Annotated in this window: 14 protein-coding genes; 5 read left to right on the top strand and 9 right to left on the bottom strand. The window is 51.5% G+C overall.

The annotated features are described in order from the left end of the window. Window positions 1-180: 180 nt before the first annotated feature. On the top strand, window positions 181-906 hold the full coding sequence (locus tag ACR0MP_RS15365; RefSeq protein WP_480887144.1) for a DUF4956 domain-containing protein: 726 nt from the start codon (window positions 181-183) through the stop codon (window positions 904-906). Here ACR0MP_RS15365 and ACR0MP_RS15370 read toward each other — a convergent pair whose 3' ends face one another. The 7 genes from ACR0MP_RS15370 to ACR0MP_RS15400 all read right to left on the bottom strand — a co-directional run bounded on the left by ACR0MP_RS15370 (window position 907) and on the right by ACR0MP_RS15400 (window position 6,264). Continuing rightward, window positions 907-1,848 (bottom strand): metallophosphoesterase family protein, encoded by a 942-nt coding sequence (locus ACR0MP_RS15370; RefSeq protein ID WP_480887145.1) that lies wholly within the window; start codon window positions 1,846-1,848, stop codon window positions 907-909. Continuing rightward, window positions 1,838-3,271 carry a hypothetical protein gene (locus ACR0MP_RS15375; RefSeq protein WP_480887147.1) on the bottom strand — a complete coding sequence of 478 codons (1,434 nt, stop codon included), beginning with the start codon at window positions 3,269-3,271 and terminating at the stop codon, window positions 1,838-1,840. Before ACR0MP_RS15375 ends, ACR0MP_RS15370 begins: the two co-directional genes overlap by 11 nt. A 784-nt stretch (window positions 3,272-4,055) precedes the next feature. Further along, a complete protein-coding gene (locus tag ACR0MP_RS15380) occupies window positions 4,056-4,229 on the bottom strand; it encodes a hypothetical protein (protein WP_171129925.1) in 174 nt (57 codons plus the stop codon). A 42-nt stretch (window positions 4,230-4,271) separates the two neighbouring features. Next, window positions 4,272-4,577, bottom strand: a complete 306-nt coding sequence (locus ACR0MP_RS15385; RefSeq protein WP_480887149.1) for a hypothetical protein — start codon at window positions 4,575-4,577, stop codon at window positions 4,272-4,274. Between the two features lie 52 nt (window positions 4,578-4,629). Further along, the gene (locus tag ACR0MP_RS15390; protein ID WP_480887150.1) at window positions 4,630-5,244 is read right to left on the bottom strand and encodes a hypothetical protein; all 615 of its coding nucleotides are present in this window, start codon (window positions 5,242-5,244) and stop codon (window positions 4,630-4,632) included. Window positions 5,245-5,300: 56 nt separating this feature from the next. Further along, the gene (locus ACR0MP_RS15395) at window positions 5,301-5,663 is read right to left on the bottom strand and encodes a hypothetical protein (protein ID WP_480893814.1); all 363 of its coding nucleotides are present in this window, start codon (window positions 5,661-5,663) and stop codon (window positions 5,301-5,303) included. A gap of 301 nt (window positions 5,664-5,964) precedes the next feature. Next, complete coding sequence (locus ACR0MP_RS15400) at window positions 5,965-6,264, bottom strand: hypothetical protein (RefSeq protein ID WP_480887154.1); 300 nt, start codon at window positions 6,262-6,264, stop codon at window positions 5,965-5,967. Between the two features lie 467 nt (window positions 6,265-6,731). Here ACR0MP_RS15400 and ACR0MP_RS15405 point away from each other — a divergent pair, with 467 nt between their 5' ends. Then, window positions 6,732-8,006, top strand: coding sequence for an adenylate/guanylate cyclase domain-containing protein (locus ACR0MP_RS15405; protein ID WP_170402013.1), 1,275 nt, complete (start codon window positions 6,732-6,734; stop codon window positions 8,004-8,006). Between the two features lie 243 nt (window positions 8,007-8,249). Here ACR0MP_RS15405 and ACR0MP_RS15410 read toward each other — a convergent pair whose 3' ends face one another. Next, window positions 8,250-9,206, bottom strand: a complete 957-nt coding sequence (locus ACR0MP_RS15410) for a helix-turn-helix domain-containing protein (RefSeq protein WP_170334736.1) — start codon at window positions 9,204-9,206, stop codon at window positions 8,250-8,252. A 276-nt stretch (window positions 9,207-9,482) separates the two neighbouring features. Here ACR0MP_RS15410 and ACR0MP_RS15415 point away from each other — a divergent pair, with 276 nt between their 5' ends. The 3 genes from ACR0MP_RS15415 (at window position 9,483) to ACR0MP_RS15425 (ending at window position 13,384) form a co-directional block, all read left to right on the top strand. Further along, entirely contained in the window at window positions 9,483-11,156 is a 1,674-nt protein-coding gene (locus ACR0MP_RS15415; RefSeq protein WP_170334738.1) for a sulfatase-like hydrolase/transferase, read from the top strand. A gap of 95 nt (window positions 11,157-11,251) precedes the next feature. Further along, on the top strand, window positions 11,252-11,989 hold the full coding sequence (locus tag ACR0MP_RS15420; RefSeq protein WP_480602562.1) for a hypothetical protein: 738 nt from the start codon (window positions 11,252-11,254) through the stop codon (window positions 11,987-11,989). Between the two features lie 33 nt (window positions 11,990-12,022). Beyond that, window positions 12,023-13,384, top strand: a complete 1,362-nt coding sequence (locus tag ACR0MP_RS15425; protein ID WP_480887157.1) for a sulfatase-like hydrolase/transferase — start codon at window positions 12,023-12,025, stop codon at window positions 13,382-13,384. A 510-nt stretch (window positions 13,385-13,894) separates the two neighbouring features. On the opposite strand, the gene ACR0MP_RS15430 is transcribed toward ACR0MP_RS15425, so the two are convergent. After that, on the bottom strand, window positions 13,895-15,415 hold the full coding sequence (locus ACR0MP_RS15430) for a phospholipase D family protein (RefSeq protein ID WP_480893816.1): 1,521 nt from the start codon (window positions 15,413-15,415) through the stop codon (window positions 13,895-13,897). Between the last annotated feature and the right edge of the window lie 53 nt (window positions 15,416-15,468).

Below are 15,468 nucleotides of genomic sequence, written 5' to 3' on the forward strand. Positions count from 1 at the left end.
TTTGACCCCGCAAGGCTTTACCGAATGTAAATTCATAGGGTTGAATTAGATTATGGGCGTGCGACTTGGTCGAGAGGTGTGGAGTGATTGCTTCAAGTTATTCACTTTGGAGCGACATTTCGACGGTACAGCGGGAGGGAAAGACTTTTGAGTAAGCTATTTTCGATAGTATCGGTCCTTTTGGCGGTGCTTTTGCCTAGCGTTAGCTATTCTCAGATTGATCCTGCTTCCTTGCTTGCGGGAACGTCCGAGTCAGAGATAGTGATTGAACGAGGCTGGACTCAGTTCCGTGGTAAGCAGGAACTCTACTTCTTCACGCTAGACGTCATTGTAACGATCATTTTGACCGCATTGATTGTCTATCATCCCGTACGACGTAAAGCGCGCCGAAGTGTCAGCGATCTGGTTATGCCCAGACTGTTCTTCCTATACGCGCTAATTGGAATGGCTGTGGGATTCCTGGTGGTCCAGCACGGGTCAATGATTGGTTTCGTTATTTTTGGCATCGGTGCGTTGCTCAGGTTCCGCTCCAATCTGGATGATCCGGTCGATACAGTCGAAATGATAATCGTAACGGTTCTTGGTCTTGCCGTCGGTTTGGGCTTACCGCTGATGGCCACACTGGTGGCGATTGTGTGTTGGAGCTTCATTTGGCTCGGAGGGCGAAACAAGGGTGTGGAAGTTTCGCTCAAAGCTTCAGATGAAGAACACTCATTGAAAGTCAGCGGAGACATTGAAGCGATGGCCGCAGACGCTGGCTGGAAGCTGGTCAGAAAACACCACGTCCCCGGAAAATCTCGCGTTTCATTGCTTTTCATCACCTCAGGAGGACTTTCAGAAGCTCGGATCGAAGAGATGATAAACGATCTGGTCCCAGAAAAGGTCGAACTGAAACTCAACCTCTAGTCATTTGACAAGGTCTAAGCGTTTCAACACTGCATTCGGAGATCTGATCTCTTTCGGGAGCGACTTGAAATTTACCGACCTTTCGAAATCAGGTCCTCGATATACCGCAATCCCAAATTCTCCGTTTGGCTGAAACGTTACATGAGTGAAGCTGTGAGGTGATCTGGCTTTTGAGCCAATAAGCCGTCGCGGGCCCCCCCCCAAACAAGCTTGAGAGACGTAAGCTACCCCGTCTTTCCAACCGGGATAGAAGGCATGGTGGTGGCCTGACAGATGCAGAACGACACCGCTTTCCAAATAGATTTTTTCAAGTGTTGGGTCACCGATGATTTCGCGTTCGCGCTGGATCGCGAACGGCCAAAGTGGGAGGTGACTGAAAGTGACAATCGGATCTCCGTCTGCACCCAGTTCCTGTAGGCGGTCCTGCTGGTCACCGGATAGGGGTCCTAGGGTCGTTGCATCCAGTGACGCAAACGTAATGCCCTGCATCTCAAATGCGTAGAAGAACGGGTAGTCATCTGAAACCAGGAAATCGACGTCTGGTTTTCTCGATGTCCATTCCTCTGCGTATGTTTTTCTTTCACGCTCGAACCCACGGTACGCAGAGGCATCATGGTTTCCTGGCGTGACCGCAAATGGAATGCCGGCAGCCTCTAAAGGATCTGATACCGCCTCGTGAAACGCCTTCCACATCTCCCTGACCTGTTTATCGGACAAGTTGGGAATGCGCTGTCCCGCAACCATATCTCCGGTCGAAATAACCAGATCTGGATCAATCTCGATTATGCGCTCAATCGCCTTGTCGACGCGGGCATCGTATCTTACCGAACCATAGCTTCCGTTCAGATCCGATATGACGATAACATCCAATGCCGCCGCTTTGCAGGCGACAAGAGCGGTCCAAATGATTGCCGAAAAGAGCGTAGAAAGCTTACGGGTCACTACAGTTCACGGCCTCCACGTCGGTGTCGTTTCTCAAAAAGAATGCGACAGGATCCAAGTCGAACATCAAATCACCACTAGAACAACTGTTCTGGAGGATGGACGTTGCCAGCGCAGTGTTTTTAACAACTTGTGCAATCTGACTGCCTGACAACCCAAAGCTTTGCGATAGCCAGTCATAAACCGGGCCTTGCGTTTGCAGGTCACTATTTAATGTAACCAAGCGCCGGTACGTGCTTGGAGAAAAGTGGCGCATTTTCTCCAGCATTTGAGTAGATTTCGCGAAGTTGGCATACTCGACCCGCCCCCCAGCATCGTTGTCGTTTAGATTGCTTCGACGGATCAAAAGCGCGTTGGCAGGAACATCTCCATCCTTTGGCTGATGGTGCTTCGCTTTCTTATGCTTCAGCTTTCCGTCTTCGACCCAATACCAATAGGGTGTGAAGTCTATGTTTCCTACGCGGTCCTGCTGGCTAAAGATGAAATCGAGGAGAACAATCTCGGTAATTTCTTGCATCCAAAATGCCATCTGTTGGTCGCTGACATCGGGACCGAGATCCTTGTTGATCATCCGGTCTCTTCGACCTTCTCTGACGCCCTCTACAATGGCCTCTGGCAAGGGTTTTGAAGAACGCAAAGCCAAGAAAGCAGGAGTTTCCTGAAAATCGCGGTTCTGACCTTTCCCCCAACCAGATTTACGGGTGCCGTTGATTTCCGAGCCGTATCGATGCCCAGGGCTATCAAGCAGCACACCGTATATTTGCGTTCGATCTGCGGTGAACAGATCGTCGGTTGGCTGGTATGAGTTCGGGTCAGCATCCGCAGCTGCGAAGACCCGCCAGCCTTCGTGGTTCATGCGCCCGCCATGAGAGCCACCAGAAATCGCAAGGCCAGGCTCGGCGACCTCGGAAAAATGCGTCTGGGCGTCCATGCTTCGCCAAACGGCGACTGGAACTTTTACAGTCGCGTCGAAATATCTGGAGAAATGATAGTAAAGCAGTGAAGACGTGGAAAAGGTTCCACTGGTGCCTTTCTGGTTCATGGTGGACTTGAATTTAGCCACCCTGTCCTTAGCCAGATCTTTTGCCGCCTTCCCCTCCTTGCAAGCGTTTCTCTCGAATTCAGAACGGTTCCCCGTGTAGGGTCCTTCCGAAATATCGTAGACGGCCATTCCTGGGCTGGTGCTCCAGGTTTTTGGACAAATAGCAATTTCGGAGGCATAGAAATCGATCTCGCAATAGGCAGTTTCTTCCTCAAGATCGCTGTCCTTGTACTCGCCAGTCGGAACTTTTTCGATCCGAATACAGCGTTCAGTAATGCCGTTGGAACTATCAAATGTCGTGGCTTCACCCAGAACATCGTCATTCGCCCACAAGGCAGTGGGTGCAATGAGAGCAAGTGACCCCAGAAGATTGAATTTCATTTGGATAGTCCTCCCGGTATCATTTAGGGCAAATCGCGGCCTGTTGTTCGGTGGAGATTTTCAACTTTGGGTCGACACTGAAGTTGGAGAACTTTGTGTCAATCCACTTGTCGCACCCGCCTGAACAAGGGGCCCCGTTTCGGGCATCATTCCAATATTCCTTGGCCCTTTCTTCCGTCCAACCACAAAACTGAACGAGCGCCATCGCCGACAATGCACCCGAGGAATGAACGCCCCACATGCAGTGCACCAGAACAGGGCCCTTTCCGGGGTTTTTAATCACCTCGTGTATGGACGCCATGACAGCATCGGGTCGGGAGGATCTGGCGCTCTGATAGTCAAAGGATCCGTTTCCGCAGCTGGTGCGACCGTATTCAGTGTTTTTACCAAAGTCGGCATAAAACCCTGTTGAAAACCCTTCACTGCACAGAGTTTCGCGTTGACCTTCACTTAGGCCAGTTCGCTCCTTGTCGCCGCCTTTGAAACCAGAGCGATACAATACTCCGCTTAAGACGGGGCGAAAAAAAGCGACGCCATCGATGCCTCCGTCACCACCCTTTGAGAGCAATTGACTGTTGCTTGGGCCGCCGTTTCGACTGGTCACGTCAGAATTGGCAGCGGTTGCGAGAACACCAATGAATATGAGGGACATCAAAAACCGCATGCCAGCTCCTTCCTATTCTTGAGCACTTGATGGTTACACTCTTCCGACCTGATAAACTCTCGAAAGGGCTGGTTCACGATAACCATTTCAAGTGGGCGGTTAACTTAACGTTATGAAACTTTAAATGGGCCACACCAGGTTGATGATAACGACGACCACGAAGTAGGCTAGAACAACTTTCCAGTTCCATTGGTGTTTGTTTTCTTCATTGATCACGCCAGCCGATATCAAAGCCAGATTTGTCATAACTAGAGCGGCAATGATGACCGCCGCATGTGCCAGGTCAAAGTGCAAGTGCGAGCTCCTTCTTTCAGATTGGAGATTGATGAAAATGTGTTAGCAATCACCTGATGGCAGCATAGCTACATCTGAGTACCTTCCCTCAGACGTTGTGATCTGAGCACATGCACCAGTATCCTTGTTAAACCAGTACGAGGTCAGACCTTCGCTTCGGATGAGCTCAAATCCGAGACTTTGGATGCCCATTTCAGCTTGGCCCGCTCTTGCCCCTTCAAATGACGAAAGATCGCTAGCGCTGCCTACAGTTGGTGCACTTGCATCCACCGATCCGCCACTCTCGTCGCATGCTGCAAGCGCAGCAGTACACGCCGTGCCGATCACAAATAAGAACTTGGGTTTCATCTGTTTTTCCTAGCTTCTTTGGGAATACATTTCCGGGTTTCTGGTTGATCACCTATTCAATTCCGAAAATTACGTTGTAGCCGACGGAAGAGTTGCTGCGATTGATAACCTCCACAACATGATCACCAGATTGCCAAAGCTGCCCTCGATACTCCTTGTCCGCCGACATTAATCCCAACAGTTCAGAACCATCGGGGTTACGAATAACGTAGTCCAAGGAGCCATTTCGCGGAGCAACGCGGACGTAAAGAAACTGTTCGTTTTTTGCCCCGAGAACATATTGCTGTGACGCTCCGGGCGCGAGTTCACCAACGAGTTCGGCCCCGGTGGAACCAGCATCGAATTTGACACGTTGGCTACCAGTAGACCCGGCGGCGCCTGCCATGGCTCCACCGCCATCATCCATCGCTTCGACAACCGACATCTCGCCGATGCTACCATCCTTGTACGCGATGCAGCGCCAAAGTGTTCCGCCTGCGTCTCGTAGCATGACGAGCGTACCAGCTTCCGAGAACTGAGAGCTTTCAATCAGTCCGGATTGACCGTCTGGTCCACCAACCTGCCGCAAATGGTCGATACACGCGTCGTCGGCTTCTGATATTGCAAAAGCAGCTGTGCCCGCGATTGCGAACATGGGTGTGAGGAGTTTGAATAAAAGGTGTTTCATCAGATGGCTCCCTGTCGGCATGTCCTTACAGTTTAGTTCGGTACAAAAGGGTAACCTCACTGCGCTTCTCGTAGCTTTGACAGAAATTCATCGCATGCCTGTGCGCTGCCGACGATCTCGCCCGTCGTTTCAATTCCTTGCAGTGACGCCATTTCGGAATTTACGCGGTTGAGGATCTGATCCGCCTGCTCAGCGGTGATCAGGTTCTCGGCTTGTGCTCCTTTTAATGTGGAGCAGACACCGGCGGACAAACCTGTCGCAACGCCGACACCCATTGCGGCTCCGCCACCCAAGGTCATCGCCCCAACCACACCGAGGACCAGACCGATCACAATACCCAAGATCACTTTTCCCATGTTTTCCTCCCTTTTGATGAGAAAGAGTTCAGCCATCACTACTGCCGCAAACTGCGTGCCCATCTGCAATTCAAAACCAGCGCGAACAGGTTAAGTACTGGTGCAAGCGCCGCGAACCACGGTTTGATTGGCTCTGAGACCAAGTCCGATACAAGTATCCAAGGCAGTCCCAACGGCAAAAGGAACACCCCAGACAAAGGGTCTTTTTCTTGTCCAAACCAGCCAAATGTACCCGTCAAGAACACAAACAAAGCCAGCAGGTAAAAGATCGCGAATACGATGGTGGCTATTCTACAAACCAAGTCGAGTTTTCCGAAGAGCAAGCCAGTGTTGCGCGGCCGTGTTCAGCCACGCACCAAATTGATCACAATGCGCCTTCGTCGCCCAGGAACTCGATACCAGCTGTCGCGCCATCACTGTAAGCAATACAATTCCAAGGAGCACGATCCTCGCCAACGCCGACGGTTACTTGTGTCCCCGCCTCGCTAAACGCAGACGACAGCACCACGACTTGCGAATTGTTCGTCGTATTGGCGACATCACGGAGGCATGCCTGCTGAGCCGGAGTGAGTTCTGATGACACAGTCGAGCTGCCAGTATCTTCACATGCTGCAATCGTCAGAGCCCCAAGTAGTACAGCGGTGGGCGTCAAAAACTTCTTCATTGTCGTTCCCTCTATGGTTCCAACTAATACTTGGCCAAAGATGCAAAACAAAATCAACTATTTGATTGTGTCGAGATTTTTACATGATAGCGGATGTCAGGCTGGGACAACTTGTTTTGATAGCCAAAGCCTTTCGAGCAATAGATCCATTTTAACTTCCGCTTTGGGCTCGAAGCGATCATTCGCAGCAATAAAGTCGAACGACTGCTATGCGGACAAAGCGGCCGTTAGTTGCACCGATGCACAGGACCTTGGCAAGAGCACTTTAGAGCTGAAAGTCACGTTTCTCTATCGACTGTTGCGCCCGGTACTATTTCGTAGCTCGAAAAACTGACGGGCTTTGGCCAATATCTCAAGCGAACGCGCGTGAGAATTTGCAAACCCATCGCTAGAGAATTGAGCGTTCGAAGACAAACCGAATGACACGAGCCCTCAGCTGTAACAAGATGATGGTGGAGGTGTAAGTTATGGCGGATGTTTTCGACCGCATTGCAGATTGGCTGCAAAAGCTGGCCTTTTTTGATGCTGATCTTGGCGGACTAGTCGAGCAGTTAAGTCACAGGCTGATCGATGGTGGCGTGCCGGTCACGCGTGTTTCCTTGGGCCGCCTGATGATGCACCCTGTAATTGGATTGCTCGATGCAACGTGGGATGCGTCGAACCATCGTATTGAATGGACCGTTCTTCCACGCAGCTCAGTAACGGCTGATCTCTTCGACAAAGCACCCTTCGGAGAGAATTCGAAATTGGCCAATGAGATTGCGAAACAGCACTTTAATAAGGAAGTCTGGGACTTGGCGGACGGTCTTGCGAACGGCACAATCAAGTTTCCTTTCATGCGAGCAAATCTGACTGACCAAGCGACCCGTGACAAATTTCCGCTATTCCGAAAACTCGCTGAAGCAGGTGTCACCGACTATGTCGTATGCAGTGCACCATTCGGCAATCGCACTGTTGTCTTTGACGGAGAGATGGAGTGGGCTTTGGGCGCGTCTGTGTCTTTTGCTACAAAGCGTCGTACTGGCTTCACAGACCGTGAGGTAGATGGTCTGTCGCGGCTATCTTTACCTTTGCTTGGTGCAGCGCGTGTATTGTCGGAACAGTTCTTGGCAGCTGAGTTGATGGAGGTCTATCTAGGCAAGTTGTCCGGTCGATCCGTACTGAACGGTCAAATAGCCCGGGGAGATGTCAGCATAATTGACTGTGCTCTCTTGTTCAGCGATATGCGCGGCTCTACTGCTTTGAGCCAGCGCCTGTCATCGGAAAAATATGTCGCGACGGTTAACCAATTCTTCGATTGTGTCGGTGGGGCGGTACACGATCACGGCGGAGAGGTACTTAAATTCGTTGGCGATGGGTTGCTTGCGATCTTTCCTTTTGATGGTCAACGAAGACTACCCGAGGACATGTGCGAAGCTGCCCTGTCCGCAGCGCGTGAAGCGTTCCAAAGGAATGAAGAACTTGATCCATCAGACCGTGCTGAATTTGGGGTTGGTTTGCACACTGGGGCGGCTGTCTACGGGAATGTTGGCACTGAAAAGCGCTTGGATTTTACGGTAACTGGCCCATCAGTCGCGATAGCCAGCAGGTTAGAGGGCCTGACGCGAAAACTGGAGGCGCGGCTTTTAGCAACGGGCGATTTTGTGAACTTGGTATCTGAAGAGCCGAAAAAAATGGGGCGGCATTCTTTGCGGGGTTTTGAGGAAGACTTAGATGTCTTTTCTTACGAAATTTTCTCATAACGCTCAATTGCATTAGGCGATTGGCAATCATTCGTTTAGGCGCGGGTACTGAAATGAAACCGGTCAGCTTTGGGCTCGAAGCCGTCATTGACGCAATCCCGACAAGTGTCTGCTTCGCGGACAAAATTGCCGTAGGCTCATCGCTTTCTGACGACTGGTCTCAGCCCTAAGCGGACCTTCAAAATCCGACTTTGCAATTCTAGTGTTGCGGACAAGTTAGGCCGCGGACTGCCAAGCTCTGTTTCAGTTCATTTTGCCTGACAACGTTTGTGTCGGCAGTTGTCCAAAGAGTGCTCTGTAGTCTCGCGCGAACTGACCCATGTGCCAAAATCCGTAAGCGTTTGCGATGTCCGATATACTCTCCTCTGGCGAGCAGGATACCAGTTCATGGCGCACAGCACCGAGACGGGCTCTTAGATAAAACTGCTTGGGGCTCACCCCATATGTTTCCTGAAACGCGCGACGAAGAGTGCATGTGGATACCTGAATATCTGCACATACCTCACCGATTGACACGTTATCCATCAAATGGGCCCGCATGAACTCAACGGCTTGTTGTGCTAAACGGGTTCTATTTTTACTGTTTCGCCGATCACTCCATTTTTCGCCTACCACCAGCATTTCCAGAAGCTCTAAGATCATATCACTCTCTTCACTATCAGAGCTTGGTCCGGCCGCTGATCCAATTAGAAAGCGCGCTTTGTTTTTGACTAAGTAATGCAGCTTGCCAGCGTCGCTAACGAAGGATCTTAAAGCGTCATTTCGCACGGTGCTGATATCAAGACCGCAATCGTCGGCGATCCGTTGAGCCCTTCGGATGTCGATGCCAAAGGTCAGGCCTGTGAGCGTTGAATTGCTCACGCCTTCAAAAGGGTCTCCGCTACCAAAATTCATCAGAGCGGTGTCTGAGGGTGAGCCGTTAAGCCAAGTTCGTACACTCCCTTTGTCTGGTAAGCCAAACGCTAGAATGTCAGGGCGAGAAACTCCGGTTTGGTACACAGCCTTATCAAACGACAAATCAATCATTTGAAGGTCAAGACCTGCCCAAACGGATACCGAAGAGTTCATAGTTCCCTCTTCAATTTGACGTAGCTCGACATCCCATTGGGACAGCTCGCGGAATTGCGAAGGGTCCTGCAAAAAAAGTGTGTTTGGGGCGCAGGTTTTTTTGGGGGCTGATCGTTTTTTGATGTCGTCCATTCCGCCCCGCAGGTAGTTTTCATGAAATGTTATTCGAATATGTAGGCGTGGACAATTGCAAGAGAAAGCAGACAAATCGAGAGGGAAGAGGTTCGGACGCCCATCGTTGCCTGAAGATACTGTGCGCACCGAACGCGTCGTAACGCTGCTAACCAAAAGCGAAAAAGAGTTGTTGCGCTCACAGGCTGAAGACAGCGAACTCTCCCTTTCAACCTTTTGCCATCATCTGATCCTTGAAGGTCTGAAAACAAGTATATCATGAAACAGGGGTATCTCATGAAATCAAAACTGTTCCTCTCCGCGCTGGTCTTTGCCGGCTCCGCTATCACGGCGGCAGCACAGGACAGCAATATCGTGCATGATGCGGAATACTATGTGCTGAAGCAGCAAAACGAAGCCGTTTGGGTCGAGAACGACGCACAGGTTGACCAACTGCTGGCCGATTTTCGTGAGAAAAACGGAGGGAACCCTCCAAACATCTTCTACATCCTTATTGACGACATGGGTTTTGGCGACATGGGTATGCCCGAGATGAACGCGATACGCGGGTATTCGACGCCCAATATCAACGCGCTCGCAGAGGAAAGCATGCGGTTTGCGCGCATGTATACCGAGCCGTCCTGCACACCGTCGCGGGTCGCCTTCATGACGGGTCGCCAGCCGTATCGCAATGGGATGGGCGATACCGCCGTCGATATTTCAGGTTTTGGCCTTGCCGATGAAGAAGTCACAATTGCCGAAGTTCTGAAATCCGTAGGCTACAACACCTCGCATGTTGGCAAATGGCACATGGGCGACATTCAGGAATCCTGGCCTACTTATCAGGGCTTTGACTACGCCGCGTTCCCCATCCATCAGCAGGGCCAGTTGGCCATCTTCAACGAAGATGCAGCCAAGGAAGAAATCACCATGGCCATAGGGGAAGACAACTACAACTCCAAATACACGCTGGATGATTGGTTTCGCCCTGATCCGGGACACATGATTACCGGCCTTGAAGCTGTTATTGGCGGGGAGGTCCGCGAAGTCCATATGGAACCGGGTGAGAAATGGACCCAGGACAAATATAATGAAATGAACATCCGCTATCAGGCACAGGCGATGGAGCAGTTGCGCCTGCTAGCAGAACGGGATGAACCGTTCTTCCTGCAATACTGGCCGCTTGTCCCTCTGTCGACAACGCGCACGACGAGAGAAGCGTTCACGACACCCAACGGCGGTACATTCGTTGAAAGCATGGAAGAGTTGGATGAATGGATAGGGGTCGTTCTGAACGAAGTCGATGCGCTGGGGCTCAGGGATAATACCCTGATCGTTTTGATGGGCGACAACGGTCACTTCACCAAATATGCCCCCGGCAGTGGGTTTTCGCCGCTGGTCTTCCGCGGCGGCAAGGCCGATACGTCTGAAGGAGGCGTTCGGGTGGACGCGTTTGCCCGCCTGCCCGGCTTGATCGAGGGAGACTCAATTGTATCTGACATTATTCATATCTCTGATTTGTTCACGTCAATTGCGCGTATCGGCGGAGCGATGGATGCCATCCCCCGCGACCGGATCATTGACGGTGTCGATCAGACGTCCCTGATGTTTATTGGCGATACGCATGGGCGCAGGGATCATGTACTGATCTACTCGATCAATTCGCTGAAAGAGGTGGTAAAGGAACACATCAAACTCAAAGTTCCGGCCAAAGGTGAAAATGCTATCGTGGCCAAGTTCTACAACCTGTTCCGCGACCCCCGCGAAGAACAGAGCGTATCGACCGAGATCGGAGCATGGGCTGGACATGAGTTTAACCGCATTATTGCCCGCCACCTGAAATTCAAGGAAATGTACCCCGATCAACCAGCCGCGACTGGACGTCCCTATGAAGGTATCGTGAACCTTCGTCCTGAAACCGTCGCAGCGGTGGATGCCTTTGTCGCCAAGCGGGACATTCAGCCCGACTAAAAGGTGAAGCTGATAAGAGTCATGCAAGCCCCGCATCAGATGATAATATGCTTGATGTGGGGCTTGGCATCCACAACAAAAATTCTGGAAACAATATGAAAATCCAAGCGCTTGTCCTTGCATTGGCGACTGGCATTGTTGCGGCCTCAGCAATCGCCGATGAAAACGCTTCAAACCCTTTGGCCGCAGTCAATAACACGGACATCCGGTATCAGTATTTTGATTTGGGCAACGGTGCTGACAAGCAGGACGCCTTTATAGATGGCGCATACATGCTGCGGCCTGATCTGAAACTGAAATATGAGTTGCACTACAACTCAACGGATGTGACTGGAACTCGGTTCACTGACTTTGAGAAATTGAGCCTCAAAGCGATCTATTTCCCTTCTCAGAGACCGCTCAACGAAACGTGGGCCATCAAGTCGGCCATTGGTCTGGAGTGGATACTGGACTTTGGCGACCCGGAAAAAGGGATCGGAACCGGGTCCGATCAAATTGCGCCTTTTGGCGGGTTCGCCTTTGCAAACACAAAATCAGGGCTGACGCTGATCCCACTGCTCCAGCATTTTGCTTCATACAATGGCCCGACGGACATAAACCAAACCGCGATGCGGTTGATTGCGCTACAACCGTTTGGCGATGGGTACTGGGCCAAGGCTGATATCAAAGCACCATATGACTGGGAGAACGATGCTTGGCCAGCTACCGCTGAGTTCCAGATTGGCAAGAACCTCAGTCCTGGCATCGCAATTTATGCTGATTTCCTCATCGGCATAGGTTCCGACCGCCCCTACGATAAAGGTGCCGGCTTAGGTTTGCGTTTCAACTACTAGTTCACCCACACCCAACCTCGGCGAAGATCATCTATGTCACAGTCCAGAAATCTGTTCAGCCATTTGTTTTCTGCGTTTATCACCGGACAATTGCCAGTTCGTACCGGAATGCACACAGTCGGCCTGCCCGGAGACCCTGAAAAAGGTCTGAACGAAAATGACCCGACTTTGGCCATCATGCTAAAATCTCTGGGCTACACGACCGGTCAATTCGGCAAGAACCATCTGGGGGATATGAATAAATTCCTGCCGACGGTGAAGGGTTTTGATGAATATTGGGGTTGGCTCTACCATCTGAACGCGATGGAATACACATCCGACCCGGACTGGCCGAAAGATCAGAAATTCAACGACACATTTGGCCCTCGGAACATCATTCACGCGTACGCCACGGATACAGTCGATGAAACTGTGGACCCACGCTGGGGTCTGGTTGGCAAGCAACGCATCATCGACGATGGTCCGGCTCCGCCTGAGCGGCAAAAGACGCTGGACGACGAGGTGACAGCCCACACGCTGGACTTCATCTACCGCGCAGTCGACAGCGATACGCCTTTCTTTGTCTGGATGGCACCGGCGCGCGCGCATGTCTGGACCCATCTGAGCCCCGAATACGAGGCCATGCTGGGCGACGGGCGCGGCTTGCAGGATGTCGTGATGAAAGAGCTGGATGACAACGTCGGCAAAGTCATGGCGCGATTGGAGGAATTGGGTGTCTCGGACAACACGATTGTTGTCTTTACGTCCGATAACGGCCCCGAAACCATGACCTGGCCCGATGGTGGAACAACACCGTTCCATGGCGAAAAGGGCACAACCTGGGAAGGCGGTTTCCGCGTCCCGGCCATCATTCGCTGGCCCGGAAAAGTCCCCGCCGGAACCGTGAGTAACGGTATTTTTGCCGGTCTTGACTGGATGCCCACCCTTGTTGCCGCCGCCGGAGGGCCGGGCGATCTGCCGGAATCCTTGCTGCAAGGCTATGAAGGCTATCAGGTGCATCTCGATGGATATAACCAACTGTCTTTCCTGACCGGTGAGGGCGAGAGCAGCCGGGACGAGATCATCTACTACGAAGGACCGGACCTGCAAGCTGTACGCCATGGTGACTGGAAAGCACATTTCACGATCCAATCCGAAGGCTGGGCTGGCCCCAAGGAGGAACTGAACGCACCCCTGCTGTTCAACCTGCGTCGCGATCCTTACGAAAAAGCGGCCGAGGAATCCGGGATGTATACCCGCTGGATGGGCAACAAGATGTGGGCATTTGGGCCGGCGGCCAAAATCGTTCAAAACCACCTTTCTACGTTCAAGGACTATCCTCCACGGGGTTCGGACGTCACCAACCAAGGTCATGTTGAAGAACAAATCTCGACCGAAGGCGGGATGTCACAGTAGAAATCAACTCACGGGAGGCACCAATCCTTGCCTCCCGATCCTAACAAGAACTCGCGAGGAACACCTTCTGACGAAGGTTCGCTTGTGCACCAAGACTGTCATTTGGATCCAGCGCAGCATTGGTAAGATTGGGCTCGCAGTCGACCTTCGCTGGTTCCCGTGCCTATGTCTGGAGGCAGCCCAAAGCAGACCTTCAATTCCAAGCAAGGTGACTTCCGAGATGCGGACTTTGCAGCCATCCGCATTCTTAATTCAAAGGACCGCAGTCAGCCCAAACCGGACCTTCAAAACTGGACATTGCAACTTCCGGCATGCGGACAAAGCGGCCGTCGAATCAGCATTTGTGATTGGCCGTGATCCGCTTTCTAGCTCCATTCACTCCCTTTCTTGCTCAAAATCGGCAAAATCTGAAACAGTCTAGCGCTACGTTGAATACTAAAAAGGCGCATTGGTACGGAATGGAAGAGGGAGCATGACCTTTTCAATAATACAACCAATTCAAAAAACTGCTCACAGCATCCATTCTACCGGTAGCCACCTGACGACTGTAGTAAGACCTCTCTGTAGGCCATTGGTTTCCGGATCCGTAGTATGTACAGTTACTGTGCCATCTTGTTCTTCTTGAACCCAAATCATTTCATTGCCGTTATTGAGCTTAACGCGATAAGAAAATTCCGGTTTGTTCAATTGCTCTGTCAGTGATGCAGCAATCGTTGGACTTTCGATCATGATGCCCATTTCAGTGTTGAGATGCGCAGACCTTGGATCGAGATTAAAAGAGCCAATAAAGATCCGCTCGCCATCCGCCCCAAAGGTTTTTGCATGCAGCCCTGATGCCGACCCAGCTAGGATCTCTGGCAGGCTTCTGTCGCGATGTTCCCGCCGCAAGGCTCGTAGCTCCAGCAGTTCTACTCCACTATTCAACAAATCATATCTGTAACGCATATACGCAGCGTGAACTGGCATGACGTCTGTCGCGTCCAAAGAATTGGTCAAGATACGGACCCTAACACCTGACTTGGCCAACTCCTCCAAGACCTTAGAGCCTCTTTCGCCAGGAATAAAATATGCCGAAACAAGGTCCAGTGAAGTCCGTGAGCTCTTAGCGAATTCGATCAGTTGTTCGACCAATAGGTCTTCACTTTTGACTTCGCCCAAGCCCTTCGCCGGATCGTCGACAAAAAGTGTAACCTCGCTCCAATCAAACTTCAGAGTATGTGCTGCGATGTTGTCGGCCAGTTCACTTTCCTGAATTGCCTTTTGGTAACCTGCGCCAACGGCGGTTCGCCGTGCCGCATCCGCCTTAGCTTGCAGACTGCCTACGGCTGGAGGATCTAAGAATAGTCCAGCATCGTAAGAAGATGCACTGTTCCAATAAGCGTCGAATGATTTCGAAACATCGTCCACAATCGGCCCGATGGCAATCGCATCTAAATCAAGGTAGTGCGTTCCACCCCCATAGTCGAAATAGATGTCGCCGATGTTGCGCCCCCCAACAATCGTTGCGACCCCATCGACAGTCATCGACTTATTGTGCATCCGCCGGTTTAGTCGGCTGAAGTCAAATGCGTAAGAGAGCAACTTGGGTTTTCTCAGCGTAAACGGATTGAAAATACGCACATTCGCGTTGGGGAGCGTGTCTAGCTCTGAAAGTAGATCGTCCAACCCTGAGATACCGTTGTCATCGACCAGTAGTCTGACACGAACACCGCGTTCTGCTGCCGCCCTAAGCTCGTCAAGGAGCATGAGACCTGTTACGTCATCTTGCCATATATAGTATTGCGCATCGATTGAGGAGGTAGCTTCTCTCGCAAGGATAGCCCTGGCTGCAAATGCGGCGCGTCCATCGCCCAAAGGCCGAACTCCGTCGAGACCGGGGTTGCGATTAAGAGCATATTGAATGGTTTCGCCCAATGCTCCAGCCCAATCGGCGTCCAGTTTCAGCGTTTGCCGCGAAAAATTCTGCTCAGGCAGCGGAAAAGCCAACCTTAAGCAAACTACGGTGAGTGCAATCACTGTTGTCGCAATCAAGCATACTCTGATCAGCCGCATTTAGTTTCCTATGTTTGCAAGGCCGGGTTGCC

It is taken from the genome of Ruegeria sp. K3, from assembly GCF_056531845.1.

Coding starts and splice junctions, on each gene's coding strand:
- ACR0MP_RS15375 (WP_480887147.1), bottom strand. CDS start 3,271: ATGAAATTCAATCTTCTGGGGTCACTTGCTCTCATTGCACCCACTGCC.
- ACR0MP_RS15420 (WP_480602562.1), top strand. CDS start 11,252: ATGAAAATCCAAGCGCTTGTCCTTGCATTGGCGACTGGCATTGTTGCG.
- ACR0MP_RS15425 (WP_480887157.1), top strand. CDS start 12,023: ATGTCACAGTCCAGAAATCTGTTCAGCCATTTGTTTTCTGCGTTTATC.
- ACR0MP_RS15400 (WP_480887154.1), bottom strand. CDS start 6,264: ATGAAGAAGTTTTTGACGCCCACCGCTGTACTACTTGGGGCTCTGACG.
- ACR0MP_RS15415 (WP_170334738.1), top strand. CDS start 9,483: ATGAAATCAAAACTGTTCCTCTCCGCGCTGGTCTTTGCCGGCTCCGCT.
- ACR0MP_RS15405 (WP_170402013.1), top strand. CDS start 6,732: ATGGCGGATGTTTTCGACCGCATTGCAGATTGGCTGCAAAAGCTGGCC.
- ACR0MP_RS15410 (WP_170334736.1), bottom strand. CDS start 9,206: ATGGACGACATCAAAAAACGATCAGCCCCCAAAAAAACCTGCGCCCCA.
- ACR0MP_RS15385 (WP_480887149.1), bottom strand. CDS start 4,577: ATGAAACCCAAGTTCTTATTTGTGATCGGCACGGCGTGTACTGCTGCG.
- ACR0MP_RS15390 (WP_480887150.1), bottom strand. CDS start 5,244: ATGAAACACCTTTTATTCAAACTCCTCACACCCATGTTCGCAATCGCG.
- ACR0MP_RS15395 (WP_480893814.1), bottom strand. CDS start 5,663: ATGGGCACGCAGTTTGCGGCAGTAGTGATGGCTGAACTCTTTCTCATC.